Source organism: Anaeropeptidivorans aminofermentans (assembly GCF_940670685.1).
GTDB lineage: Bacteria > Bacillota > Clostridia > Lachnospirales > UBA5962 > Anaeropeptidivorans > Anaeropeptidivorans aminofermentans.
In genome coordinates, this window is the sequence record NZ_OW711693.1 from 644,923 (window position 1) to 670,183 (window position 25,261).

Sequence of the window (25,261 nt, forward strand, 5' to 3'; positions counted from 1 at the left end):
GAGTAAATAAACTAAAAAAGCTGTTTTAAAGTTTTATAAGGCTGAATAAATTTTAGCTTGATTTTTTTACCAAATACATTTACCCTAAATAATGAGATAAATGGGGTATACTTATTATAAAATTGATGTTTGGAGGGAATTTATGCAAGAGAAGAATTATATATCCAATAAGGTTAAGGAAATGCCGTTTTCGGGGATAAGGAAGTTTTTTGATGTTGCGGCGGAGATGGAGGGGGTCATTTCTTTAGGCGTAGGGGAACCGGATTTTGACACCCCTATAAACATCAGAAAAAAGGCTATAGAAAGCATAGAGGAAGGCAAAACCACCTATACCTCAAATTTAGGCACGAAAGAGCTTAGAAAAGAAATAAGCAGATACCTTAAAGAAAGATTTCAATTGGAATATGATTCTAAAGATCAGGTGATTGTAACTGTAGGGGCAAGCGAGGGAATCGACATTGCTCTTCGGGCCCTAATAGACCCAGGCGATGAAGTATTGTATCATGAGCCTTGCTATGTATCGTATATGCCTTGTATCGTTATGGCAGGGGGCGTTCCTGTTCCCATAGTAACAAGAAATGAGAATCAGTTCAGGCTTACGCCGGAGGATTTGGAAAAAGCCATAACACCGAAAACTAAGGTTCTCCTTTTAAATTATCCCAATAACCCTACAGGGGCTATTATGGAAAAGGAAGATTTGGAGAAAATAGCAGATATTTTAGTAAAGAATGATATTCTTGTAATCACCGATGAAATATATTCAGAGCTTACTTACGGCGGCAGAAAGCACGTAAGTATTGCCTCTCTTCCGGGAATGTACGAAAGGACCATTGTTCTTAATGGATTTTCCAAGGCCTTTGCCATGACAGGCTGGAGACTTGGCTATGCGGCAGGTCCTAAAGAGATTATTTCCGCAATGACAAAGATACACCAGTATGTTATCATGTGTGCGCCTACCATGAGCCAATATGCAGGGCTTGAGGCTTTAAAAAACAGCATGGATTCTGTTGAGCAAATGCGCTTGGAATACGATGAAAGACGACAATACGTTGTAGAGAGATTTAGAGCCATTGGAATGGATTGCTTTGAGCCTTTAGGGGCCTTTTACGTATTTCCCTCAATAGAAAAATCTAAAATGACAAGCGATGAATTCTGCGAGAAGCTTCTTTTTACGAAAAAAGTAGCCATCGTTCCGGGAACTGCCTTTGGTGCCTGCGGAGAGGGCTTTGTGAGGGTTTCTTATGCCTACTCTATGGAAGAACTTAAAAATGCCATAGATATTATAGAGCAGTTTATGGCGGAAATTAACGGATAGGAGCGTACAGTATGGATTATAAAGAGAAATTTGTAAGGCTTATGCTTGAAGCCGGCGTATTAAAATTCGGTGAGTTTAAGACCAAAAGCGGAAGGCTTTCCCCTTATTTCATTAATACCGGAAATTACAGCACAGGAAGAGAGCTTAAGCTTTTAGGAGAATTTTACGCGGACCTTATCATGGATAAGCTTAAAGACAAGGTGGATTTTCTTTACGGTCCGGCTTATAAGGGTATCCCCCTTGCGGCGGCCGTTTCCATAGCCCTTTACAATAAATATAATATTGAAATGCCTTATTGCTTTAACAGAAAAGAAGCCAAAGACCACGGAGAGGGCGGCGTAATCGTGGCTTATCAGCCGAAGGACGGGGATCGGGCATTGATTATTGAAGATGTTATCACCGCCGGAACCTCCGTTAGAGAAAGCGTACCTATTTTGAAAGCAAAAGCAGATGTTCATATCGGCAGCATGGTTATATCCGTTGACAGAATGGAAAAAGGCTATAACGGGAAAACGGCAATATCAGAGGTTAAAGAGGAATTTAACATCGACACCTATCCTATCGTAAGCGTAAAAGACATTATTGAAATCCTTTACAATAAAGAAATTGACGGAAAAATAATAATGAACGACGCAATAAAGGCTTCCATAGAAGCTTATATGGCTGAATACTGTGTAACCGAATAATAATCATAGATAGCTAATTTCACATGAAACAGTAAGGATTCTTATGCCCATAGAGAGCATATGCCTTATGTTATGGATTAGGCGATATAATAAATTTATAAAACAGTAAGGCCGGATTCTAAAGCTTATATTCTTTAGAATCCGGCCTTCATTTTATAGTAAAACAAAAGCAAAGCACAGTAAGTTTTTATAAAGAAATAACAAAAAACGATTCCCTATGGACTTAAAACACGAATTCCCTTCGGACAGTATATCGTGAATTTCAAATTAAACAGTAATAAAAATCGCATGTTTTGAAGGGCTTAAACATAGAGGTTTTATATGTTTAAGCCATTTATGAAAAATAGATTTTTATTACAACCTTCAGTGAAATTTACTATAGTGTGAATTATTCCGAATACACGGTTTTATAGTATTTATTTGTTTTACTATAATTAAAAGTCAATCATATTATTTGCATAAATAAGCTTCAAGCATCCAAAGAAGTTTTTCATAAGCACCAACATAATTGTTGAACTGGTCTTCCGTTACGCCGTCGCCTTCTTCTCCGGCAAGGCTGCGGATTTCTTTGCTTAAGTTATTAAAGAATTTCACGTCTTCAATAAGAGTTTTTACAGAATCGTCACCGGAAATTTTTTCATCACAGAGTTCTTTTATAGTGGCAATTTCAGAAGCCTTTTTCACGCTTGCAACAGGGCTTCCGCCTAAGGCGAGAATTCTCTCAGCAACGTCGTCAACAATAGCAGCCGATTCATCGTACAATTCCTCAAATTTGGCATGCAAGGTGAAAAAAGAAGGACCTACCACATACCAATGAAGGTTATGAAGCTTTACATAGAAAACCTGTTGATTTGCTAAAAACTCATTTAACTTATTTACTAAACTCATATTAATTGCCTCCTTTTGTATTTGTTTTTGTTAACTTTATTTAAGTGTACCATAATTGTGCATTTTTGCAATATATAATTATGGTATAAATATTTTGAAATTTATCAATTTAAACAAACTTAAGGCAAGTATTATTGGTTTATGACATAAAAACAAGAAGGAATGCAGCAATATATACAAGGGATTATAGTTCAAAATAAAATCTCTTTACATAATTAATAATGATTATCAATTAATAATAATTATATTTTAACTCTTTTAAATTACAGCATATTAAAATCCCCGTTTTATGAAAATAAAACGGGGATAAATAAGAAACTATTGCTTATTTAAAAGTTTTTTAACGATGCCGCTAACGGTTTTATTATCGGCTTTGCCTTTAAGCTCAGGAGTAACAGCGGCCATAACGGCGCCCATATCCTTCATAGAGCTTGCATTTAATTTTTCAATGGCAGAAGCTACGATAGTTTCAATCTCATTTTCAGATAATTGCTTTGGAAGGTAGGATTTCAAGAGTTCAATTTGTCTGAGTATTTCCTTTACAGAATCTTCCCGCCCGCTTTTTTCATAATCTGGGAGAACATCGTTTCTCTTTTTTAACTCTCTGGAAATAACATCGATTACACCAAAATCGTCAAGCACGATTTTTTCATCCTTCTCAATTTGAAGGATACCTGCGCGGACAATCTGTATGGTGTCCTTACGAAGGGTGTCTTTTTCCCGCATAGCTTCTTTCAGGTCACTAAAGAGCTGCTCTTTTAAAGACATAGGAACCACCCATCAATTAGAATTAGTTATATTTACGCTTTCTTGCAGCCTCAGACTTTTTCTTGCGTTTAACGCTGGGCTTGTCGTAGTGCTCTCTTTTACGTACTTCTCCCATTATACCTGCTTTAGCGCAGTTTCTCTTAAAGCGACGAAGAGCGCTGTCTAAGGACTCGTTATCTTTAATTTTAACCTCTGACATGAATTTCCCTCCCTCCGGTTATGTGTTGCGAGATTATAGAAATCATTCGTCTTAGAAATTATACACAAAATAATAATAACAGTCAATTATAATTTACATATTTGAAGCCAGAAAGATGCCGAAAGTATCAAAAAACATTAAAAAGTATCTTTAATATTCTGATCTTCGTTATTTTCCTCTGTCTCTTCCAGCGTTTCGGCAGAGTATATTTCATTATCCTCTGTTTCTTCCAGCGCTTCGGCAGGATATATTTCATGCTCTTCGGGTTCTTCTGAAACGGATACCTCAGCATAAACATTTTCCAAAGGCGCCCTGTTTTCTTCTTTTATGATTTCAGCCTCATGAGCCTTTTGAGCAGCCAGAGCCTTCCATGAAGCCTCAAGAACGGCAAGATTATTTTTCAGGCTTACGATTTCGCTTTCATATTTCTGCCTGTCTTCTTCAAAGCTCCTTTTCATTCTTTCCATTGCGTTTGTTCTTTCACCTAATTCTTCCGCGGCTTTTGCATACCGGTACCTTAAATCCTGATTTTCGCTTGCAATTTTATTAAGCCTTTCCATAATCATATCAGGCGTTGTGTTTTCTGCAGGCTTGGGCTCCGGCTCTTTTATCTCCGGCTCAACAGGTACAGGCTCTGGAATAATCACATCCGGAAGGAAATTTCTCGATATATCGGGAAGAATTTGAACGTCCCAGGGATTATACATATCGATATATACTTCTCTTACGAAGAAATCGCTTTTATCCATTGGCATTTCAGAAATATAGGACGCCCTTATAGGATTCAGGCAGAATTTATTTTTATAAATTTCAGGCTGATAAAAGGTATTGCCGTTATTTGTAGATTTTTGCATATAGAGGCTTTTGCCGGACATAAAAGACGCAATAAGATCATCTGAATTAATCCATAAAAGGCAATTGTCTATTCTCTGGCCTTCCCAAAGGATTATGGGCTTTGTAAAGGTGTCATCTGTTTTTTTCTTGTACATAAGACGCAGATTAAAGAAATTTCCCGTTATATAGAGAAAATGGATTGCGTCGTTTGTAGCAAGAATGCTGTAATCCAAAATATTATCCGATAATGGGGCTATGGGGCAGAATTCACTGTGTTTTTCAGGATTTATTTCCCTGTATCCCAAGGTTCCTCCTGCATCCATATATATTATTATATGATGATTTTGCCCAATTGTTTGAATTGAAAACATTTTATCTTTAAATCCTTGGAAGATATCGATATCTTTAGGTTTATCCCAAACGCCGTCTTCCGATAAGGACTGCTTTAAAAGTTTATACCTTTTTCCGGTTTCGGGTATATTGTAAATAAGACTCATGTTTTTATCCTGCCCGAGAGAATGGAAAAGAATCTTATGTACCTGCTCCGATTTGTTTTTAAGGATTGCCTGGGCGGAATATACGTCGTTCTGCCTTGAAATCAGAAAGATGCTTCCAGATTTGTCCCTGCAGAAAATATTCGGTTCTCCGTTTTTAATGCTCAATGTAAAGTCAGGCAAAGCGTCTTGAAACAAAACTTCCGGCTGGCTGAATTTGCCGTTTTCATACTTTTTTACCATAATACCCTTATCTTCTAAGTAATAGAAACTCAGCAGGCTGTTTTTAAGCCTCAATATGTAATTGTTATTCATAATGCACCTCACTATGGTTTTTCTATATTCTATAATTTACTTTGCTTAATAATGACACTATAATGAATAACTGTTACAGAAAATTTTCGGCGGAATATTTTGTTTTTCTAATTGAGTTTTTGACACTGCAGTTTAAGATATGGTATTATGATGGTTAAGGAAATTTATGTATTTTTACTTATCATTATCTGAACTTTTAAAAAGCAAATTAAGGAGAAAAAATGGCTCTTTTAAACGTAAATGCGAAAACCAAGGAATACCCCATATATATAGAAAAGGATTTCTCCGGCTTAAAAGCCTGTATTGAAAAATCAGGGCTTCTGAAGGCTAAAATACTTATTGTTACGGATTCAAACGTAGAGAAGCTTTATTTAGCGGATTTGAAAGAAGCATTAAAGGATATAGAAGAAAATATATGTGTTCATGTATTTCCTGCCGGAGAAGAAAATAAAACCCTTGATACAATAAAAGGGATATATGAAAGCTGCATTTCCAATAAGCTTGACAGAAGCTCTGCAATCATTGCTCTTGGCGGGGGTGTATGCGGTGATATGGCAGGCTTTGCTGCGGCAACCTATATGCGGGGCATAAAATTTATCCAAGTTCCTACAACCCTTCTTTCTCAAGTGGACAGCAGCGTCGGAGGAAAAACTGGTGTTGATTTTTCAGGGGGCAAAAATATCATAGGCGCTTTTTATCAGCCTGAATTTGTCTATGCCAATGTATCTGCCATAGAAACCCTTCCCTATGACGAATTCATATCGGGCATGGGTGAGGTAATAAAACATGGCCTTATCATGGATAAAGCTTATTTTGACTATATTTTTAAAAATAAAGAAAGCATAAAGGAAAGAAAAAAGGATACCCTTTCTTATATAATAGAAGGCTCCTGCGAAATAAAGGCAAGAGTAGTGGCCCAGGATGAAACAGAACAAGGATTAAGAGAAATACTTAATTTCGGACACACTGCAGGCCATGCCATAGAATCCCTTTCAGGCTTTACCATTCCCCATGGAAAATGCGTTGCACTGGGAATGATTTGCGCCCTTAACTTAAGCCTAAAATACGGCAACATTAGAAAAGAAGATATAGAAGAAGTAAAGGCGCTTTTAAGCTATTTTGACTTTCCTTCTAAAGTTTCAGGAATAGCATCAAAAAGTATTTACGACCAGATGTTTTATGATAAAAAAGCAAGGAATAATGTACTCACTTTTGTTATTCTTTCGGAAATGGGAAAGGCAGTTTCCACAAAGGCTGTGACGAAAGAGGACATTTTTACGGCTTTAGAAGAAATTATCGAATTTAGTTAGGGCGTGTCTGAAAACTCCAAACTCTAGGATACTTTGCCATAAAAGTGCGACTTCATCGTCGTAAATCCTCAAGAAATGCCGTACAGGTTTACCCAGGGTAAACCTGCACGCTCAACATTTTTGCATAAAGCAAAAATGTAAATGCATGCTATCTTTGCGGTTTTCTCCTCGAATTCACACTTCCTTACAAACAATACTTTTTTAGCTTTAAGGCTGAAAAATGTATTTCTGCTGTAAAATGATAAATAAACTTTAGTTTATTTATCATTCTTGTCGGTTTTCCGGTTTTCAGACACTGCCTAACAAAAATGAAAAGATTTTTATTAATTATAAGGAGATGCTCTTTTAAACCAATTACAAGCTGACCCCTGATAAATTTTTAAGTTCGCTTAGGGCTTGCATGTAAAAACGAATCTTAACTTATTTACGAATAACGTTTAGTATAAATCAGGATAAAAGCAAGATAATTATATAAGTATTTTTTCTGAAAGGGGAAATATTATGAAAGCATTTTTTCCGTCGGCTGTTCTTGCAATTCTTGTGTTTATAGACCAGCTTACAAAATCTTTAGCCAGAACAAATTTAATGAATCAAGGGGATTTCAGTATTATAGACGGCATATTAAGTCTTTCTTATCATACAAATCAAGGCATGGCCTTCGGGCTTTTTAAAGGCGGCAGATGGTTTTTTCTAACCTTTGCCGTAATCATTCTCATGATCGTAATTTATTATTACAGGCGTCTTGGCGAAGATAAAATATCAAAGCTTGTGAAGGCCTGCCTCATCATAATATGCGCAGGGGCCATAGGCAACTCCATAGACAGGCTTTTAAACGGTTATGTAATTGATTTTTTTAAAACAGAGTTTATTAATTTCCCCATATTTAACGTAGCAGATATTTATGTGGTTGTAGGCACCATAAGCCTTGCCCTTTTATATATATTTTTCTCCAAAGAATTAGAAAGTGATGACAATGAGTGAAAAATACCTGTTTCATATAGACGAAGAGGAAGGAGAACGTATAGACGTTTTTCTTTCTTTGAATATGAAGGAAAAATCAAGAAACGCTATACAAAAGCTGATGGCAGGCGGCATGGTTACGGTAAACGGAAAAATTGTAAAGCCCAGCTACAAGCTTAGCCTTGACGACGAAGTTGCGCTTTTTCTTCCTGAACCCATAGAGCTTAATATAGAGGCGGAAAATATACCCCTTGATATCGTATATGAAGACGGCGATATCATCATTATCAATAAGCCCCAGGGCATGGTGGTTCACCCGGCTCCGGGGCATTATACGGGAACCGTCGTTAACGCGCTTATGTATCACTGCAGAAACGGGCTCTCCGGTATTAACGGCGAGCTAAGGCCCGGTATCGTCCACAGAATCGATAAGGATACCTCAGGAATCATCGTCGCAGCAAAAAACGATATAAGCCATCAAAAATTAAGCGGGCAATTTGCAGAGCACAGCATAAACAGAAAATATGAGGCTGTCACATTTAATACTATAAAAGAAGAGAGCATTAAAATAGACGCTCCCATAGGCAGAAACCCTCTGAACAGAAAGAAAATGTGCGTTACTGATAAAAATTCCAAAAGGGCCGTAACTTATATTACTGTATTGGAAAGCTTCGGCAAGTTTACCCATGTGGAAGCAAGGCTTGAAACAGGCAGAACCCACCAGATTAGGGTTCATCTTTCTTATATGGGTTATCCCATTTTAGGGGATTTGGTTTACGGCTATAAAAAACAGCCCTTTAAATTAAACGGGCAGGCGCTTCATGCCGGCCTTTTGGGCTTTATCCACCCTGCAACGGGAGAATATATGGAGTTTTCATCGCCCACCCCTGATTATTTTAAGGATATTTTAAGGATACTCAGAATGCAGTGATTTTCAACAATTATAGTAAATTTAAAGTTAAATAGTAGCAAAGCCGTATATTCACGAAGGCTCAAAAATATACCGTTTCCGAAGGAAATCCGTGTTTTTGAGCCTGATGGGGATAGGCTTTTGCTGCTTCTTTATGATAAATTTACTATAAAATATGCTCAGGACTTTTAAGAGGTGTGCTATGGTTATTAAAAGAAAAGACTTTATCGGTCTCAAGGATTTAACTGCTGAAGAAATCCTTTACATTTTAGATACGGCAGAGACCATGAAATACGTGTTTAACCAAAAGAATAAAAAAGCGCCCCATTTGCAGGGGAAATCCATAGTTCTTCTTTTCTATGAAAATAAATCAAGAACAAAGGTAAGCTATGAGCTTGCAGGGCAGTACTTAAGCGCCAATATCGTTGATATGACCGTATCCCACTCCCTTGAAGCAAAGGAGAGTATTCTTGATATGGGAAGAATTGTCGACCAGATGGGGGCGGATTTTATCGTGATACGCCATCCCATGTCGGGAAGCGCCCAGTTTCTTGCGGAAAACGTATCCTCCTGCGTAATCAACGCCGGTGACGGCTTAAATGAAAACCCCAGCCAGTCTCTTCTGGACCTTATGACCATAAGGGGCGAGAAAGGAAGGGTTGAAGGGCTTAAAGTAGCCTTAATAGGGGATGTTTTAAACAGCAGAGTAGCAAGAAGCAATATATGGGCTCTTTTAAAGCTTGGAGCAGAAGTTTCCGTATCGGGGCCCCTTACTCTTATTCCGGAGGACATCGAAAGCTTCGGGGTTTCCGTATATATGGACCCGGAAGACGCCGTAAAAGATGCAGACGTTATTATGTCTTTAAGAATGATGCAAGAAGAGGACCAGTATGTAAATACTTTGCCTTCTTTTAACGAATATAAGAATTTGTTTGAGATTAATAGCCGCCTTATTGCGGAGGCTAAAAAAGACGTCATTATCATGCACCCGGGGCCTATTAAAAGAGGGATTGAAATTTCATCGGGGCTTATAGACTCAAGCCGATGCCTTGTAAATGACCAGATAGCAAACGGCGTAGCCGTAAGAATGGCAATGCTCTATATTCTTTCTTTAAGGGGAGGGATCATGATATGAGATTAATTATAAAAAATGCCTGTATTCCTCATAAAGACGGAAGAGAAGAAATAAAATCTATTGCAGTTGACGACGGTAAAATCGTTGAAATATCCGAGAAAATAGAAAACGGAGATTCTTTTGTAGACGCAGAAGGAAATTTCGTCCTCCCGGGTCTTATAGATATGGATTGTAATATATGTGACCCGGGATATGAAAATAAAGAAGATATTTTATCTGTATCAAAGGCTGCGGCAAGGGGCGGCTTTACCTCCATAACCTGCCAGCCTAATACTTTGCCCGTCATCGACAATAAAACCGTTGTAAACTACATCATATCAAAAAGCAAAAAGCAGGCTTCAACCAATATTTATGTATACGGCAGCATGACAAGAGGTATGGAATGCAGAGAAATGGCAGAAATCGGTGAAATGGTAAACGCAGGCATCGTAGGCCTTTCAGACGGAGGCATATCTATTCCCAATGCTTTCTTAATGAGAAATATACTGACATATTCAAAAATGTTCGGCATCCCTGTGATAGCCATGTGCCAGGATAACGATATTGCCAGAGACGGCGTGGCTAACAGCGGAAGAATATCAACGGCCTACGGCCTTAAGGGAATACCCAAAGAGGCAGAGGAAACCTATGTTGCAAGAAATATCATCCTTGCAGAGCATACAAGGGCAAGGCTCCATATTTCCTCCGTTACGACAAAGGGGAGCGTTGAGCTTATCAGAATGGCCAAGAAAAAGGGGATTAATATTACCTGCGAAACCAAGCCCCATTACTTTACCCTTACAGACGAAAGCATAAAGGGCTATAATACCTTTGCCAAGGTAAGCCCGCCTTTAAGAAGCAAAGAAGACGTAGAGGCAATTAAAGAAGGCCTTCTTGATGATACCATAGATGTTATTTCAACAGGCCATTCCCCCGATACCATAGAAAGCAAGGATACGGAATTTGACCTTGCAAGCTTTGGCATATCGTCTCTTGAAACCGCCTTTTCCATAAGCTATGATGCCCTTGTTTCCAAAGGGCTTATGACTATGGGCCATTTATGCGAAAAGTTCTGCAAAAATCCGGCAGAAATACTTAAAATAAATGGCAAAGGAAGGATAAAAGAAGGTTACGACGGGGACATTATTATATTTAATAAAAATAAGTCATATTATATATTACCGGAAAAATTCGTGTCAAAGGCAAAATATTCTCCTTATAGCGGAAGCGAAATTTGCGGAAAACTCGTATATACTATTGTAAAGGGAGAAATAGTATATTCAAGCTAGGAGAGAACTATGAAAAATAAGATTATATTATTTTTAGCCGTTATTTCAATGGCGGTTTTCGGCGGATATATTCTTAATGACACCGTAAATAAGGAGATTGATCCTAACTCCATTTCAGGCATATCTCAATTAGCGGGGGTTAAGGGTATTTCCAACAGAATCATAGCAGAAGATGTTCTTATTGAGGCCATGGAAACCAATGCAAAGCTTGTGGTAATGGAAGTAGGGGCCAGAGAAAAAATTTACTATGATGACAGCTATTTCAATTCAGAGATTTTCAGAAAAAGCCAGGAAATAAGCTTCTACGCCGACGGCGTCTTTACCGTAAGCCTTGAAGGCCTTGGACCGGACAGTATATTGATAGACGACGGGAATAAAACCGTTGCCATTACGATAGCAAGGCCTGAGCTTTCTTACATAGCCTATGACCCTGAAAAAACCTTATACGGAAATACGGAGAAGGGGCTTCTTCGCTTTGGAGACGTAAAGATATCCATGGAGGAATTTAATCAGCTTCAAATAAGGGCAGAAGAGCTTTTAAAGGCAAAAATAAACGGCAATGATTTTATCCGAGAAGCTGAAAAAAGGACGGAAGCGGCAGCAAAGGAATTGTTTAAGGCGGCCCTTTCCAAAACGGAATTATCTAAGTATGAAATCATAATAATTTTAAAGGGTGAGGAATCTGATTTGGCTTGAAAGTGAAAGACTTATTTTAAGAGACCATGTGGAAGCAGATTTTGAAAGCCATCATGAGCTTATAAGCAATGAAAAAAACATGTATTATATGCCGGAAGTTCTTACCCATTCGCTTAAAGAAAGCCGTGAGAATTTCAATGTTACCCTGAATGCCTCGAAGGAAGAAAAAAGAAGCAAATATTTTCTGAGAATAGAAACAAAAGACGGAATTCACGTAGGTGAAATAGGCTATAGCATTACGTCCTTTACCCCTTTAGGAAACATGGGGGAACTGGGCTATTTTATCAGAGAAGAAATGCAGAGAAAAGGCTATGCATCGGAAGCCGCCAAAAGGCTGATAGAATTTGCCTTTAAAGAAGGGGACCTAATCAGGCTTTACTGTTCATGCCTTAAAGAAAATGCACCTTCAGAAGCCCTGATGAAAAAAATAGGGCTCATTAAGGAAGCGGAGCTTAGAGACTATGAATATCATGACGGAAAATTGAAAACAAGAGTTATTTACAGGCTTTTGAAAGACGAGTATGCTTATGAAACTTAAAAACAGTCTTCATGTGTTTTAATGGAATAAGTTTTCCATAGGGCTATAGTAAATACACTTGACCTTAAATAAAAAAAGCTTATAGGCCGCAGAAAATGCCTATAAGCTTTTTTATAGTAAGATTAAAATTGTATTCATTATGTATATCTATTTATTTTTATTTCTTGTTAAAATGTATCCGTCAAGGATTTCAACCAAGTCTTCTATCTCAGGCTTTGCAACCTGAGCGTTGGCTCCTAAGGAATCGCCTTTTATTTTCATATCGTCGCTGATTAAAGAAGAGAATATAATAACAGGGACGGGGGCTAAAACCGGGTCTGTTTTTATCTTTTTTAGTAAAGTATATCCGTCCATCTGGGGCATTTCTATATCTGTTATGATACATGAAACATGGTTAAAAATATCATCATTTTCTTCTTTTATTTTTACAATTTCGTCCCAGGCTTCCTGGCCGTTCGAAAAGGAGCGGATATTCTTATATCCTGCCGTATCCAGGCAGTTTATAATCATCTCTTTCAGGAAGCTTGAGTCTTCAACCACAAAGACGTCGTTTTGAATTTGCCTTTGGAATTTACGGGTTTCAAAACGCTTGGGGTCAAAGCTCTTATCGGAGCCTATATCGGAAAGCACTTTTTCAAAATCCAATATGGTAATTAATCTATCTTCTATCCTTGCTATTCCCACAGCAAGGGTTTCCATTCCGCCGTATATGGTTTTATCCGGCTTTTCAAGATCCGTCCATGAAAGCTTTTGAATAAGCTCAACAGAATGAACATGAAACGCCGTTGTAAGACTGTTAAAATGGGTAACAATCATAATGTCTCTTTCGGGATGCTCCGATTCGGGAAGCCCCAGATAGGCAGCTAAATTAACGACAGTAATGATTTTATCCCTTGGTTTAAAAACACCCTCCACATAAGGGCTTGTATGGGGTATGGACATAACAGGCTCATACTGCATGATTTCAAGTATTTTAGCAACATTTATACCGAAGCTTCTGCCGCCTATTTTAAATTCCATAACCTGAAGCTCGTTGCTGCCGGCTTCTATAAGCATATCTTCTTTGCTTTGTACAGCCATAATTGACCTCCTTGCTGATATTTATAAAAATCCATAATGAATGCCGGTAATCCGTGAAGGACTAAAATAATAAAGCCCTTTGATTTCTTGGTAGTATAATTACGTATGATTATACTATAAAATGGCAAATAATTAAAGTAATACCTCTTAATATTATATATCGGCATAAGGTTTAGGTTTGTTGATTTTATTTTTAATTTATGCTAATATTTTTATTTATAGTAAGTCGAGTTCAGCCTTGCAGTCAATGGGCTTTTTTAAAGCTGACTGCTGTATTAATAAATTAATAGAAATATGCGGACAATAAACGCTTAAGCCCGTATGCTTAAGTGATTATATATAGTTCAAGACTTAGGAGGAAAGCCTATGTGCGGCTTATGCGGTTTTACCCGGCATGAAAAAGAGGATTTTCATGGAAGCGCCTTAAACAATATGATGGATAAAATAATCCACAGAGGGCCTGACAGTGAAGGAACTTACGAAGGCGAAAATATCATGCTGGGTTTTAGAAGGCTCAGTATCATTGACCTTGACGAAGGTTCACAGCCGATATATAACGAGGATAGAACCAAGGTTATCGTTTTTAACGGCGAAATATATAACTATCAGTCTTTGAGGGCTGAAATGATTGAAAAGGACCATGTTTTTTCAACGAATTCCGATACGGAAGTTCTGATACATCTTTATGAGGAATACGGAACAGGGCTTTTAAACCATATCAGAGGAATGTTTGCCTTTGCAATTTACGATATGGAAAAGGACGAGCTTTTCTGTGCCAGAGATTTTTTCGGGATAAAGCCCTTTTATTATGCCTTGTGTAACGGTGAGCTGGTGTTTGCCTCTGAAATAAAAAGCATATTGGAATATCCGGGCATAAAAAAAGAAGTGAATACCCTTGCCTTGGAAAACTATCTTACCTTTCAGTATTCTGTTCTTGAAGAGACGTTTTTTAAGGGTATTTATAAGCTTATGCCTTCCCATTACCTTATTTTTAAAGAAAACCAGCTGGAAAAAATCAGGTATTTCCAGCCGGAATTTACGCCTGATAAAGCTCTCAGCCTTACGGAAGCCATAGACGCCATAGATAAAGGCGTTGAAGAGTCTATAAAAATGCATAAAATAAGCGACGTAGAAGTAGGCTCCTTTCTTTCAAGCGGCGTTGACTCAAGCTATGTGGCCGCCTGCTTTAAAGGGGATAAGACTTTTACCGTAGGCTTTGATTATGATAATTACAATGAAATAGAATATGCCAAAAGCCTTTCGGAAAAGGTAGGAATAGAAAATTATTCCAAAACAATTACCACAGAGGAATTTTGGGACGTGCTTCCTAAGGTTCAGTATCAGATGGACGAGCCTTTGGCAGACGCCGCCGCAATCGCTCTTTATTTTGTAAGCCAGATGGCATCACAGCATGTGAAGGTAGCCCTTTCGGGAGAAGGCGCAGACGAATTTTTCGGCGGATATAATATTTATAAAGAGCCCATAGACCTTAAAATATTAACCGACCTGCCTATGCCCATCAGAAGGCTTTTAGGAAAAATTGCTTCCAAAATCCCCTTTAAAATAAAGGGAAAGAATTTCTTTATCAGGGGCTCTAAAACTGTTGAAGAACGTTTCATAGGAAACGCCAACGTGTTTTCCAAAAGTGAAAGGGAAGCTATTTTAAAAGATCCCGCAGGAAAATTTGACCCTATGGAAATTACAGGGCCTTTATACGAAAAAATAAAAAATTACGACGATATTACAAAAATGCAGTATATAGACATCCACCTTTGGCTTATAGGAGATATTCTCTTAAAGGCGGATAAAATGAGCATGGCTCATTCCCTTGAAGTAAGGGTTCCTTATCTCGATAAGGAAATATTTAAAATAGCATCTAAAATTCCCGTTAATTACAGGGTAAATAAAACAGCGACAAAATATGCCTTTAGAATGGCTGCAAAAAGGCATCTGCCGGAAGACGTTGCCAATAAGAAAAAGCTTGGATTCCCTGTTCCCATAAGAATATGGCTTAAAGAAGACAAGTATTATCATATTGTTAAAGCTGAATTTGAAAGCGAAAATGCGGAGCTTTTTTTCAATAAAGAAAAGCTTAGCGCTCTTTTAGACGGCCATAGAGCAGGAAAAGCAGACAACAGCAGAAAAATATGGACTGTATTTATGTTTTTGATTTGGTACAGAGCGTATTTTAATTAATAAAAGCCCCGGATTTCCGGGGCTTTTGAATTTATTTTCCTGGCTTTACCTTTGAGAAATACTGATCTATAAGGCTTTCGGCTATTTGCTTTTTCGTAGCGGCGTCAATTGAAAGATAGAGTATTAAAAGAAGGGCTTTCAGCTCATCTTTATTTTTGACATTTAAAGTTCCTATGACTCTTTGTATCTCTTCTTCTGCAAGTGCATGGGCCGTTTCCCAGACACTTTCGATATGGGATTTTTCTGCTTCCTGAGCCCTTGTAAAAAGCTCATAAATGGTTTCAATACCGCTTTCTTTAATAATATCTGAATTTAAGAGCTTGCCTATATCAGCAATAGACAGGCTGTATTTCAAATGAAAAATCATAATCAGAAGCATCATCTGAGAGGAGGAATATTTCTTTCTGTCAGGAGGAGGAAGTATTCTGCCTTTTGTATAATTATTTATCATGGTTTTTGTAATAATTTTATCATCGTTTGTTCTCTTATAGGAAGACAGGTTCTCCTCCATAAAGGTAGTAACCTGGTCCATATAAAGCCGGATATTGGGGATTTCTTCGGCATCTATAATTTTAATAAAGTCTTTTTCCTCCATAACACTGTACCTTTCATAGATAAATTTATTAAATATTAAAATAAAAGATTATTTTAATATTTAATAAATCCTAGTCTTAATATTCAGTTTCAATTATATACAAAAAATTATAATATTGCAACCATATAATATGGTTTTGTAAACTACATAGGAAATACCTATGACCACGGGGAAAAGGGGAAAAACGAGAAACCCACGAAAAATACTGAATAAGATTTTAATTTTATAGCAAAATAACTTTCCGGTAGGAACAAAAACCTATTTTTCATAAACGGCTTAAATATAATAGAAACACTTATATGAAGCCATTCATAGGCAACAAAGCTGAAAAGGTCTTTGCTGCCTACAAAGGAACGTTTAGCTAGCTTCTCTGTAAGTGTTTTCAGGTTCACTAAGGATAAAATACACGGTTTTTGTTCCGGTAATTAAATTATTTTACTTTAGTGTTGAAGACTTAACCAACTTGATGGGAGTATTTTTGACTAGCAAAAACCTGAGCATAATGCCTTTGGTATTATGTTTTACGGCCGGATTTTTTGACCGTAGCAATTTATTTCCGTAAAATTGCAGAGACTTATAAGGTTTCTCTGGAAACTTTGCAAGCCTTCCTATAGTGTATCGCCAAAATAAAATTTTGACTTCGGGGCAAACACTTTCAAGTGTTCATCCTGAGAGAAAAGGCTTGCATATATATTTTTCTGTAATTATACTTTATTGTAATAAGGAGGCAGAAAAATGGGGTATTTTAAAACAAGAGGATTAAGAGGCTCTACCTTTGAGGAGATGATTAATCTTACCAATGAGGTATATTTAAAGAAAAATCTGGCAATTATACAGAAGATACCAACGCCTATTACACCCGTAAATATGGATAAAAGCAAAAACACCATTACCCTCGCATATTTCGAGAAAAAGAGCACGGTAGACTACATAGGGGCGGTCCAAGGCATACCTATATGCTTTGACGCCAAGGAAACAAACAGAAAGAGCCTTCCCATGCAGAATATCCATTCCCATCAGATCGAGTTTATGGAGAATTTTGAAAAGCAAAAGGGCATTGCTTTTTTCCTGGTTAATTTCACTCTTTATGACAGGATATTTTATCTTCCTTTCAGAGAGCTGAAATTTTATTGGGATACTGCCGTAAAAGGCGGCAGAAAAAGCATACCTTATGAAGCTTTTCACGAGGATTTTATAATACAGAATAAAAACGGGGCATATGTTCATTATCTTGAAGGGATAAACAGAGATATTATCATAAAGGAAGGCTTATAGGAATTTCACTTGTATGCAGCTTTTTATAGCGGCATATGAAAGAGAAGCAGGAGGTACTATGAGCCGTATTAAGCCCTTTTTAATCATATTTGTTATAATGCTCCTTTCGGCCTGCGTAAGAACAGGAGAGCCGGAAAATACGCCCGAAATAACGGAAGAAGCCGTGGAAGTTTCCACAATTCAAAAAACTGAGCCGGAGGCAATGCTTGCCATTTACTATGAAAAGGAAATGGAGACAGCACTTTATGAGCCGGAAGAAGGCTGCTATCTAGGGGCCTATATCTTATCCGATAAGGCAGTGGACTTTGACATAAAGAAATTCGAAAGCCTTACGGAAGCAAACCACAGCCTATACAGCTATTATACCAAGCTTTCAAGCCCTTTGCCTACAGAATGGATATTAAGCTGTATCGCAAATATGAAAACCCCAAATATATTCGTTTACCCCGACTCCATAGAAAACCCTTATGACTACGCAAAGCTTGAATCAGCGGCAAAAAAATTCGGGGAATTTTATGTGCCTATGTTTGTGCATTTATATCCCTTAACGGAGGACATGCCTTATGACCCTGAAAATTACAGGGATTTTTATCAGAGGGCAAAGGATATATTTGAAGAACACGCCTCAAATGTGGCTTTTGTATGGACTGTATCCGAGAAAAACCTTCCGCTTATAAATAATTACTACCCCGGTGACGATTCTGTGGACTGGGTGGGAATAAGCATAAAGAAATCCGCCCATAAAGACAAGGGAATCGATATGAATATACTGCCGAAAATAGACTATTTTTATAATACCTTTCAGGATCGAAAGCCTGTTATGGTGTCGGAGCTTGCCATAAGCCATTTTTCCTCCGAAAACCATGCCTATTATTCAAAAGAAGCAGGAGACGCCCTTAAAGAGGTATATAATGCGGTAATATCTGATTATCCAAGAATAAAGGCAATTAATTATATGAGCTATAATGGCCTTGAGCCGGTAAATCAAACCCCCGGGACAGATAATTTCAGCATCACGGATAATGAGACCATGCTTCAATATTATAAGGAAGCCGCTGGAAATACAGGGTTTATAAAGGCGGTTGACTTTTCTGCCGGAGGAGATAAATTCATGGGAAAAGTAAAAGCCTTTCAGGAAGGGGCTTATTATCAGGGAGAGGCTTATTTGCCGGAAAATTTTATTTTAGAGGTTTTCAATGCAGACCCTAAAGGGGAGGCAGAATATAAGCTCTTTAATGATGAAAAATATTTTTCCCTTAAAGATATAGCAAAAGCAAAAAGCAATTTTGACTATAAGAATAAAAAGATAGATATAAACAATATAAATAAGGAATAGCATAGTAAATTAACTTGAAAAAGATTCCTTGTCAATTTACTTTATTTATGCTTGGAGCAGCTTTCGTACAGTCAAAATAAAAGAAAATTAACCATACGTAAATAGATATGAAAAATAAATATGTCTTTAAAAGCGGCGCAGACTGTAGTCACTTTAACAATATTTATTCCCGATAAGGTGCAGAAAAATTAAAAGTTTCGAGTTTTTCGTGCGAAAAATGACGGAACTTTTAATTTTTTCTGCTATAGGTATCTGGATTTAAAACTAATAAAATCAAAGAAGAGAAAAAGAATTTTTGTTTCATAAAACGATTCTTTGTGCGTTCGGAGGTCTTTTCGATTCTCCAGTATTTTTTCTTGCTCAATTGACAATGCTGCGATGTTCATATTTATAGTAATATAGCTTTAAGGCAGTAACAAAAAACTATTTTTCATAAACGGTTTCATCTATAGAAGCGTTTAAATGAAGCCATTCAAAATATACGTTTTTTGTTACCCTATTTAAGGTATATTACTATATTCGGGCATATAAAAGTTTTGACAAAAAAAGGCAGTTAGATTATAATAACAAAAAACTTATTTTTAGGGGAAATCAATATGGAAAAAATTAAGGTTGCAGTAGTTGGTTACGGAAATATCGGCAAATATGCGGTTCAGGCGGTACAGGCAGCAAAGGACATGGAGCTTGTAGGCATCATAAGCAGAAGCCTTAAAAATGACATTGAAGGCGTTAAGGTAGTGGATAGCATTGAAAAGCTTGGCTCTGTTGACGTTGCTATCTTATGTACCCCTACGAGAAGCGTAGAAGAAGAAGCGCCTAAATATCTTAAGCTCGGTATAAACACTGTAGATAGCTATGATATTCACGGAACAATTTTTGAATTAAGAGAAAAGCTCAGTAAGTATGCCAAAGAAAATAACGCCGTATCTATTATTTCGGCAGGCTGGGACCCCGGCAGTGACTCCATCGTAAGAACCCTTTTAGAAGCGTGTGCGCCAAAAGGCATTACCTATACGAATTTCGGCCCGGGCATGAGCATGGGCCATACGGTTGCTGTAAAGGGCAAAAAGGGTGTAGCAGGAGCTTTAAGCGTTACAATACCCACAGGAACAGGCATTCATAGAAGAATGGTTTATGTTCAGCTTGAAGAAGGGGCAAATATTGAAGAAGTTACAAAGGATATTAAGAACGATCCTTATTTTGCCTATGACGAGACCCACGTAAAACAGGTTGCCGACATTAATGATTATATTGATAAGGGCCACGGTGTAAATCTTGTAAGAAAAGGCGTTTCAGGAATGACAGACAATCAGCTTTTTGAGTTTAATATGAAAATCAATAATCCCGCCCTTACTTCTCAGGTAATGGTAAGCTGTGCAAGAGCTTCCATGAGACAAAATCCCGGGGCATATACTATGATAGAAATACCTGTGATAGATCTTCTTCCCGGATCAAAAGAAGAAGCCATAAGACATCTTGTATAAGATAGCATGAAAAGCCCAAAGGGCTTTTCATGCTATGAGTATAAATTTGCAGTGTTTTCTGCAAATTTATACGAATACTATCAAAAGTACGAGGGGACTTTAATTCCGTCGAACTTCCATTAATATAAATGCAGGCTGGAGGCTTTGTCTCCAGCCTTTTGTTAGCCGGCGGAGCCTGCTTTGCAGTTATAGTAAATTTCAAATGAAACAGTAATAAAAATCGTATATTTTGAATGGCTTAAACATAGAGGTTTTATATGTTAAATCCGTTTATGAAAAATAGATTTTTATTACATCCTTTAGTGAAATTTACTATAAAAGTCTGTGACGCTAAAGGATAAGGCTTTACTACGTCAAAGAAAATAGAGGGTTTCAAGGTAATTAAGCCGATGGAACCCTCTGTTTTTACCTGGAAAAGCTTTGGAACAGTATCCGAAAGACACTTTTTCGACAGGTTTTATTACTATTTTATGAATTCATCTGCACCAAAGGCCAAAAGCGTTGTAAGACAAGGAAAGATTTGGTATACTAAACTTCGTTATATACTCGTATCAGTATAAATTTATCGTATCGGGGAGCATTATGGGAAAAACAATCGCATCTGTTGCTTTTATATCGCTTGTTTCAAGATTTTTATCTTTAATAAGCCAGATCATATATATATCCTATTTTGGCAATACTGTTGAAATGGGGATTTTTTCCTATGCCCTGAATATGCCCAATATTATTTTTAACTGTATGGGGACGGCTCTTAATTTAGTCATTATCCCTGTCTATACCTCCCTTTTGGCAAGAGACGATAAAAAAGGTGCCGAGGATTTTATCAATAATATTATCACTATGGCAGGGGCGCTGATTTTTGCTATTGTGGCTTTGGGTATGATTTTTGCGCCGGCGATAGGGCGGATAACCGATTATAAAAATAATCCTGAGGAGTTTAATTTTCTCATTTATTCCTTAAGGGTTTTAATGCCTGTGATGCTTTTTTATGGGCTTAATTATATCCTTCAGGGAATGCTTCAGTCTAACGGTATATTTAAGCTTCCGGCTTTTGTGGCCCTTCCCACAAGCATCATTACCATACTCTATACGATTATTCTGGGGGATAAATTTGGCGAAAGAGGGCTTTTATTTGCAAGTTTAACAGGTCTTATGGCCCAGCCCCTAATATTAATCCCAGCTGTGATAAAGCTGGGATACAGGTTCAGGCCTCAGTGGGATTATAAAAACCCCTATGTAAGAAATGCTTTTTCTCAAATCGGCCCTGTGCTGATTTCAGCTTCTTCTTATCAGATTAATATGCTTTTTAACAGCACCATGGCTACAAGCTTCAATACGGTGGTTTTTATGAACTTTTCCCAGCAGCTTGTGGTAACGTCTGTTTTAACTATAATCTACTCCATCACGGGAGTGTATTTTCCGAAGCTTACAAGGCTTTGGGCATTAGATGAAAAAAAAGAATTTTCAAACATTTTAAGAGAAATTCTAAGCCTTGTCATATTTATTCTCATTCCCGCAGGGGCAGGGTTTTTCTATCTTCGGTTTGAAATTATAGATTTTCTCCTGAACTATAAAAGCATCAACAGCGAAAACGTTATCGTCGCCGGAAATATTTTAGGCATTTATGGAATCGGGGTATTATTTATCGGCCTGAAAGAGGTGCTGGACCGAGCCTTTTATTCTCAAAAGGACGCTAAAACTCCTGCAAAATACGGATTTGTCATTATGGCTGCGAATATCGTAGTGACCTTTATCCTTCTTAGCCCCATGGGGAAATACAGTATGCCTGCGGCTTATTCCATTGCCGCCGCGGCAGGTGCAACAGGGCTTTTTATTTCTATCAATAAAGGCGCTCATATAATAAATAAAGCTATGGCAGTAAATGCTTTAAAGTGTATTTTATCTGCAATACTGATGCTTCTAGCCATAAATATTGTAAAATCTTTTACGATAGATTTAAAAGTAGGAGGAGAATTTCTAACGAGAGCCGTAAACATTATTTTACTTGTTTCAGTAGGTGTTTTAACTTATTTTATAGCTGCTTTCATACTTAAGATTTCCCAGGTTAAAACCCTCGTAAAGGGTATAATCAAGAGAGGCTGATTATTTTATGAATGTATTGTTTCTAATCAATTACGCGGGAAAAGGCGGAACGGAAAAATATGTTAAAATACTTTCCCATATGCTTTTGGATAAGGGGGATTATTTATTTTTCGCATACAATGAAAAGGGGCCTTTGGCAGAGGAAATGAAGGAATTAGGGGCAAAAACAGTTCATTTTCCTATGAATTCCCCCTATGATATAAAGGCCGCAAAAGCCCTTTCAAAAATATGCAGGAAATATCAAATAGACATTATCCATACCCAGTTCGCAAGGGAAAATTATATTGCGGTGCTATCTGCTGTTTTTTATAAAAACAAGGCTAAAATAATTCATACAAGCCATATCAATCTGCCCAATAGCCCTATATGGAAAATGGGGAACAGGCTTTTTATGAATAAAAACAGCGGGATTATAGCCGTATGCCAATCTGTGAAAAATCATCTTATAAAAAACAAGTATCCGAAAGAAAAAATACATGTAATCCATAACGGCATAAAATATCAGGATTTTCAGGGAAAATCCAATAAAATCAGAGAAGAATTTAATATAGAAGGCTTTTTGTTTTCTACTCTTACCCGGTTTTCACCGGAGAAGGGAACCCAATTTCTTTTAGAATCCGCTATGATTCTAAAAGGCATTACAGATAAAAAATTTACTGTACTCTTTGCAGGAGATGGGGAGCTTCTTTCGGAAGCCAAGGAATTTATTAAAGAAAACCATATGGAAGACTATATTATCCTTGCAGGATTTAGAAAAGACGGAGAGGAAATATTAAAATCTTCTAATTGCTTTATTAATAGCTCCCAGACGGAAGCTTCAAGCTTTGCGGTATTTGAAGCCATGGGACAGGCCCTTCCCATTATAGCGACAAATGTGGGCGGTAATCCCGATATTATCAATAATAAAACCAACTGCGGCATTTTAGTTGAGTACGGAGACAGAAAGGCCATGGCTTTAGCCATGAAGGAGCTTTTGGACTATCCCAACAGAGCCGAAATCCTTGGAAAAAATGCCCTCAATGCCGTAAAAAATATATTTAATATAGACATAAGCTTAAAGAAAACCTATGAGCTTTATAAAAACGCAAAATAAAATAATTCTTTATCAAATTGCTGTATATAAAAAATATAAAGCAGATTGAGTATAAGTGAAAGGAGGTAAAAATGATTTTAGATGATAAAGGAAGACTTTTCGGAAAAATAAGCATCATAGATATTTTTGTACTGGTAGTTCTGATAGCCGTGGTATCCGTAGGATATTTCAAATTCGGCAATAAGTCCCATTCCGGTACTAGAGAGCCTGAGCAGCTGGTACACATTAAGTTTTATTCTCCAAGTGTTGAAAATTATACTGCCTTTGAGGTTAAAGAGGGGGATATCGTAACAAACGAGGGAAATAACAACCCCATGGGAAAGGTAGTAGCCGTTGAAATCAGAGAAAGCGAGGAATTCAGCCCCGACAGCAGCGGTAAATTTGTTAAAAGCGTTGTTGAAGGATATTCGTCTCTTGAAGTTACTTCGGAGGTTATCGGAAGGCTTAAGGAAGGCAGCCTTATAATCAACGGAAATATGTATTCCACAGGTTCCGAAATCATTATAAGAGCCGGCAAAACAAAGCTTTTCTTAAAAATATCCGGTATAGAGCCGGCAGAATCATAAGCTTTAGAAAAATACTGAATAAAAGCTTTAGAGGAAAGTAAATTAAAGGATAATAAAAATCTATTTTCTATATCTCAAAATATAATAACTTATTTTGAGCCATAGAGAATATGGGATTTTTCTGAACCATTATTGCTTTACTTCATACGGAAGGAGATTTATATGCTTATCGATAAAGACGGAAAACTTTTTGGTAAAATAAATATTATAGATTTTGCAATCATACTGGTCTTAATAGGAGCTGCCATCTTTATATTTATGAAGCTTAATAAAAGCGGGGAAATCGTTCCCGTTGCGGCCCAGAAGCAGTATGAGCTTAAGGTGTATGTTGCGGAGGTTGAATCCTTCGTTACAAAGGGAATGAAGGTAGGAGATACCCTATATGATGACTCTAAAAACATGCCTTTAGGCGTAATTACCGATATAGCCGTTGACGACAGTGTGGATTTTAACCCAGACACTACAGGAAAGCTTGTGAAAAGCGGCAAAGAAGGCTATAACTCTATAGAGATTACATCAGAGCTTATGGCGACTCCCTTTGATAACGGAATCATCATAAGCGGCAACAAATACGGAATAGGCCACAGCCTTACCATAAGAGCAGGGCAAAGCATTTGCTTTATGCGTATTTCCGGCCTTTCAGAGAAGGGCGCTGATAAATAATGGAAACAAATAGCTTTATCATTAATAAGTTTATAGCCTTATTTTCTCTTATTGGAAAGTATTATGAATACAGCCTTATTTATGCCGTTCTCCATAAATTATCCTTGTGGATAGGGGAAAGCAGGCTTTGGCGCTTAGTTAAAAAGGGCCTTTTTATACCATCAGGAAGGAATTATATCGAAGGAAGCTTTTTTTTAAGGCTTCCCGTTATGATATTTGAATTTATATTCAATATCATTAAAAGACTTTATAATTTTGCAGGTGCGCTGAATAAATCGAGCCTGAATAAAAAGCTTTTTGACAGGTATATTATGCCTCTCAGAAACCCTGTGAATATTGTAGGGGCTGTAGGGGGATTTTTAGGCGGCGTATTTTTGTTTATGACATTATATACGGCCATCACTTCATTTTCTTTAAAGAAGCTCACTATACTTGTGTGTATCACTTTAATATGTTTTTATATTACTTTTTTTATAAGCGGCAATATTAGAAATGCCGTAAAAAACTCTATTCCCTATAAACTGATGCTGTCTTTTTTCGACAGGGATTAGGAG

Annotated in this window: 24 protein-coding genes; 18 read left to right on the forward strand and 6 right to left on the reverse strand. The window is 37.3% G+C overall.

Annotated features, from left to right (window positions below):
* Positions 1 to 142: 142 nt before the first annotated feature.
* Positions 143 to 1,315: a pyridoxal phosphate-dependent aminotransferase gene (locus NBX03_RS02530; protein ID WP_250229208.1), complete on the forward strand. Its 1,173-nt coding sequence runs from the start codon at positions 143 to 145 to the stop codon at positions 1,313 to 1,315.
* A gap of 11 nt (positions 1,316 to 1,326) precedes the next feature.
* On the forward strand, positions 1,327 to 2,001 hold the full coding sequence (gene pyrE / locus NBX03_RS02535) for an orotate phosphoribosyltransferase (RefSeq protein ID WP_250229209.1): 675 nt from the start codon (positions 1,327 to 1,329) through the stop codon (positions 1,999 to 2,001).
* A gap of 450 nt (positions 2,002 to 2,451) precedes the next feature.
* Here the strand turns inward: pyrE and NBX03_RS02540 are convergent, their stop codons facing one another.
* The 4 genes from NBX03_RS02540 to NBX03_RS02555 all read right to left on the reverse strand — a co-directional run bounded on the left by NBX03_RS02540 (position 2,452) and on the right by NBX03_RS02555 (position 5,499).
* Complete coding sequence (locus NBX03_RS02540; RefSeq protein WP_250229210.1) at positions 2,452 to 2,889, reverse strand: Dps family protein; 438 nt, start codon at positions 2,887 to 2,889, stop codon at positions 2,452 to 2,454.
* Positions 2,890 to 3,207: 318 nt separating this feature from the next.
* Positions 3,208 to 3,657 carry a GatB/YqeY domain-containing protein gene (locus tag NBX03_RS02545; protein WP_250229211.1) on the reverse strand — a complete coding sequence of 150 codons (450 nt, stop codon included), beginning with the start codon at positions 3,655 to 3,657 and terminating at the stop codon, positions 3,208 to 3,210.
* A 22-nt stretch (positions 3,658 to 3,679) separates the two neighbouring features.
* A complete protein-coding gene (rpsU, locus tag NBX03_RS02550) occupies positions 3,680 to 3,856 on the reverse strand; it encodes a 30S ribosomal protein S21 (protein ID WP_250229212.1) in 177 nt (58 codons plus the stop codon).
* Positions 3,857 to 3,993: 137 nt separating this feature from the next.
* On the reverse strand, positions 3,994 to 5,499 hold the full coding sequence (locus tag NBX03_RS02555; protein WP_250229213.1) for a hypothetical protein: 1,506 nt from the start codon (positions 5,497 to 5,499) through the stop codon (positions 3,994 to 3,996).
* A 221-nt stretch (positions 5,500 to 5,720) separates the two neighbouring features.
* On the opposite strand from NBX03_RS02555, the gene aroB reads away from it, so the two are divergent.
* The 7 genes from aroB to NBX03_RS02590 all read left to right on the forward strand — a co-directional run bounded on the left by aroB (position 5,721) and on the right by NBX03_RS02590 (position 12,316).
* Entirely contained in the window at positions 5,721 to 6,809 is a 1,089-nt protein-coding gene (aroB, locus tag NBX03_RS02560; protein WP_250229214.1) for a 3-dehydroquinate synthase, read from the forward strand.
* A 501-nt stretch (positions 6,810 to 7,310) separates the two neighbouring features.
* A complete protein-coding gene (lspA, locus tag NBX03_RS02565) occupies positions 7,311 to 7,790 on the forward strand; it encodes a signal peptidase II (protein ID WP_250229215.1) in 480 nt (159 codons plus the stop codon).
* Positions 7,783 to 8,700, forward strand: a complete 918-nt coding sequence (locus tag NBX03_RS02570) for an RluA family pseudouridine synthase (protein ID WP_250229216.1) — start codon at positions 7,783 to 7,785, stop codon at positions 8,698 to 8,700. The genes lspA and NBX03_RS02570 overlap by 8 nt, the downstream gene beginning before the upstream one ends.
* A 181-nt stretch (positions 8,701 to 8,881) precedes the next feature.
* Positions 8,882 to 9,814 carry an aspartate carbamoyltransferase catalytic subunit gene (locus tag NBX03_RS02575; protein WP_250229217.1) on the forward strand — a complete coding sequence of 311 codons (933 nt, stop codon included), beginning with the start codon at positions 8,882 to 8,884 and terminating at the stop codon, positions 9,812 to 9,814.
* Positions 9,811 to 11,082: a dihydroorotase gene (locus NBX03_RS02580; RefSeq protein ID WP_250229218.1), complete on the forward strand. Its 1,272-nt coding sequence runs from the start codon at positions 9,811 to 9,813 to the stop codon at positions 11,080 to 11,082. The genes NBX03_RS02575 and NBX03_RS02580 overlap by 4 nt, the downstream gene beginning before the upstream one ends.
* 9 nt (positions 11,083 to 11,091) lie before the next feature.
* Complete coding sequence (locus NBX03_RS02585; protein WP_250229219.1) at positions 11,092 to 11,778, forward strand: DUF4230 domain-containing protein; 687 nt, start codon at positions 11,092 to 11,094, stop codon at positions 11,776 to 11,778.
* Positions 11,756 to 12,316, forward strand: a complete 561-nt coding sequence (locus NBX03_RS02590) for a GNAT family N-acetyltransferase (protein WP_267134868.1) — start codon at positions 11,756 to 11,758, stop codon at positions 12,314 to 12,316. Before NBX03_RS02585 ends, NBX03_RS02590 begins: the two co-directional genes overlap by 23 nt.
* 147 nt (positions 12,317 to 12,463) lie before the next feature.
* Here the strand turns inward: NBX03_RS02590 and NBX03_RS02595 are convergent, their stop codons facing one another.
* Positions 12,464 to 13,396 (reverse strand): chemotaxis protein, encoded by a 933-nt coding sequence (locus NBX03_RS02595; protein WP_250229221.1) that lies wholly within the window; start codon positions 13,394 to 13,396, stop codon positions 12,464 to 12,466.
* A gap of 366 nt (positions 13,397 to 13,762) precedes the next feature.
* Here NBX03_RS02595 and asnB point away from each other — a divergent pair, with 366 nt between their 5' ends.
* A complete protein-coding gene (gene asnB, locus NBX03_RS02600) occupies positions 13,763 to 15,592 on the forward strand; it encodes an asparagine synthase (glutamine-hydrolyzing) (protein ID WP_250229222.1) in 1,830 nt (609 codons plus the stop codon).
* Between the two features lie 31 nt (positions 15,593 to 15,623).
* Here asnB and NBX03_RS02605 read toward each other — a convergent pair whose 3' ends face one another.
* Positions 15,624 to 16,187: a DUF1836 domain-containing protein gene (locus NBX03_RS02605; RefSeq protein WP_250229223.1), complete on the reverse strand. Its 564-nt coding sequence runs from the start codon at positions 16,185 to 16,187 to the stop codon at positions 15,624 to 15,626.
* A 735-nt stretch (positions 16,188 to 16,922) separates the two neighbouring features.
* Between NBX03_RS02605 and NBX03_RS02610 the strand changes: the two genes are divergently transcribed.
* The 8 genes from NBX03_RS02610 (at position 16,923) to NBX03_RS02645 (ending at position 25,258) form a co-directional block, all read left to right on the forward strand.
* Complete coding sequence (locus NBX03_RS02610; RefSeq protein ID WP_250229224.1) at positions 16,923 to 17,462, forward strand: Holliday junction resolvase RecU; 540 nt, start codon at positions 16,923 to 16,925, stop codon at positions 17,460 to 17,462.
* A gap of 13 nt (positions 17,463 to 17,475) precedes the next feature.
* Positions 17,476 to 18,798: a glycoside hydrolase family 26 protein gene (locus tag NBX03_RS02615; RefSeq protein WP_250229225.1), complete on the forward strand. Its 1,323-nt coding sequence runs from the start codon at positions 17,476 to 17,478 to the stop codon at positions 18,796 to 18,798.
* A 596-nt stretch (positions 18,799 to 19,394) separates the two neighbouring features.
* Complete coding sequence (locus NBX03_RS02620; protein WP_250229226.1) at positions 19,395 to 20,282, forward strand: diaminopimelate dehydrogenase; 888 nt, start codon at positions 19,395 to 19,397, stop codon at positions 20,280 to 20,282.
* A 582-nt stretch (positions 20,283 to 20,864) separates the two neighbouring features.
* A complete protein-coding gene (gene murJ, locus NBX03_RS02625; RefSeq protein ID WP_250229227.1) occupies positions 20,865 to 22,385 on the forward strand; it encodes a murein biosynthesis integral membrane protein MurJ in 1,521 nt (506 codons plus the stop codon).
* Positions 22,386 to 22,392: 7 nt separating this feature from the next.
* Positions 22,393 to 23,478 carry a glycosyltransferase gene (locus NBX03_RS02630; RefSeq protein WP_250229228.1) on the forward strand — a complete coding sequence of 362 codons (1,086 nt, stop codon included), beginning with the start codon at positions 22,393 to 22,395 and terminating at the stop codon, positions 23,476 to 23,478.
* A 71-nt stretch (positions 23,479 to 23,549) separates the two neighbouring features.
* The gene (locus NBX03_RS02635) at positions 23,550 to 24,044 is read left to right on the forward strand and encodes a DUF4330 domain-containing protein (RefSeq protein WP_250229229.1); all 495 of its coding nucleotides are present in this window, start codon (positions 23,550 to 23,552) and stop codon (positions 24,042 to 24,044) included.
* A 162-nt stretch (positions 24,045 to 24,206) separates the two neighbouring features.
* A complete protein-coding gene (locus NBX03_RS02640) occupies positions 24,207 to 24,707 on the forward strand; it encodes a DUF4330 domain-containing protein (protein WP_250229230.1) in 501 nt (166 codons plus the stop codon).
* Complete coding sequence (locus NBX03_RS02645) at positions 24,707 to 25,258, forward strand: hypothetical protein (protein WP_250229231.1); 552 nt, start codon at positions 24,707 to 24,709, stop codon at positions 25,256 to 25,258. Before NBX03_RS02640 ends, NBX03_RS02645 begins: the two co-directional genes overlap by 1 nt.
* Positions 25,259 to 25,261: the final 3 nt, after the last annotated feature.

Coding starts and splice junctions, on each gene's coding strand:
- NBX03_RS02575 (WP_250229217.1), top strand. CDS start 8,882: ATGGTTATTAAAAGAAAAGACTTTATCGGTCTCAAGGATTTAACTGCT.
- rpsU (WP_250229212.1), bottom strand. CDS start 3,856: ATGTCAGAGGTTAAAATTAAAGATAACGAGTCCTTAGACAGCGCTCTT.
- pyrE (WP_250229209.1), top strand. CDS start 1,327: ATGGATTATAAAGAGAAATTTGTAAGGCTTATGCTTGAAGCCGGCGTA.
- NBX03_RS02580 (WP_250229218.1), top strand. CDS start 9,811: ATGAGATTAATTATAAAAAATGCCTGTATTCCTCATAAAGACGGAAGA.
- NBX03_RS02620 (WP_250229226.1), top strand. CDS start 19,395: ATGGAAAAAATTAAGGTTGCAGTAGTTGGTTACGGAAATATCGGCAAA.
- NBX03_RS02605 (WP_250229223.1), bottom strand. CDS start 16,187: ATGGAGGAAAAAGACTTTATTAAAATTATAGATGCCGAAGAAATCCCC.
- NBX03_RS02635 (WP_250229229.1), top strand. CDS start 23,550: ATGATTTTAGATGATAAAGGAAGACTTTTCGGAAAAATAAGCATCATA.
- NBX03_RS02630 (WP_250229228.1), top strand. CDS start 22,393: ATGAATGTATTGTTTCTAATCAATTACGCGGGAAAAGGCGGAACGGAA.
- asnB (WP_250229222.1), top strand. CDS start 13,763: ATGTGCGGCTTATGCGGTTTTACCCGGCATGAAAAAGAGGATTTTCAT.
- NBX03_RS02610 (WP_250229224.1), top strand. CDS start 16,923: ATGGGGTATTTTAAAACAAGAGGATTAAGAGGCTCTACCTTTGAGGAG.
- NBX03_RS02615 (WP_250229225.1), top strand. CDS start 17,476: ATGCAGCTTTTTATAGCGGCATATGAAAGAGAAGCAGGAGGTACTATG.
- NBX03_RS02645 (WP_250229231.1), top strand. CDS start 24,707: ATGGAAACAAATAGCTTTATCATTAATAAGTTTATAGCCTTATTTTCT.
- NBX03_RS02555 (WP_250229213.1), bottom strand. CDS start 5,499: ATGAATAACAATTACATATTGAGGCTTAAAAACAGCCTGCTGAGTTTC.
- lspA (WP_250229215.1), top strand. CDS start 7,311: ATGAAAGCATTTTTTCCGTCGGCTGTTCTTGCAATTCTTGTGTTTATA.
- NBX03_RS02545 (WP_250229211.1), bottom strand. CDS start 3,657: ATGTCTTTAAAAGAGCAGCTCTTTAGTGACCTGAAAGAAGCTATGCGG.
- NBX03_RS02540 (WP_250229210.1), bottom strand. CDS start 2,889: ATGAGTTTAGTAAATAAGTTAAATGAGTTTTTAGCAAATCAACAGGTT.
- NBX03_RS02530 (WP_250229208.1), top strand. CDS start 143: ATGCAAGAGAAGAATTATATATCCAATAAGGTTAAGGAAATGCCGTTT.
- NBX03_RS02570 (WP_250229216.1), top strand. CDS start 7,783: ATGAGTGAAAAATACCTGTTTCATATAGACGAAGAGGAAGGAGAACGT.
- murJ (WP_250229227.1), top strand. CDS start 20,865: ATGGGAAAAACAATCGCATCTGTTGCTTTTATATCGCTTGTTTCAAGA.
- NBX03_RS02585 (WP_250229219.1), top strand. CDS start 11,092: ATGAAAAATAAGATTATATTATTTTTAGCCGTTATTTCAATGGCGGTT.
- aroB (WP_250229214.1), top strand. CDS start 5,721: ATGGCTCTTTTAAACGTAAATGCGAAAACCAAGGAATACCCCATATAT.
- NBX03_RS02640 (WP_250229230.1), top strand. CDS start 24,207: ATGCTTATCGATAAAGACGGAAAACTTTTTGGTAAAATAAATATTATA.
- NBX03_RS02595 (WP_250229221.1), bottom strand. CDS start 13,396: ATGGCTGTACAAAGCAAAGAAGATATGCTTATAGAAGCCGGCAGCAAC.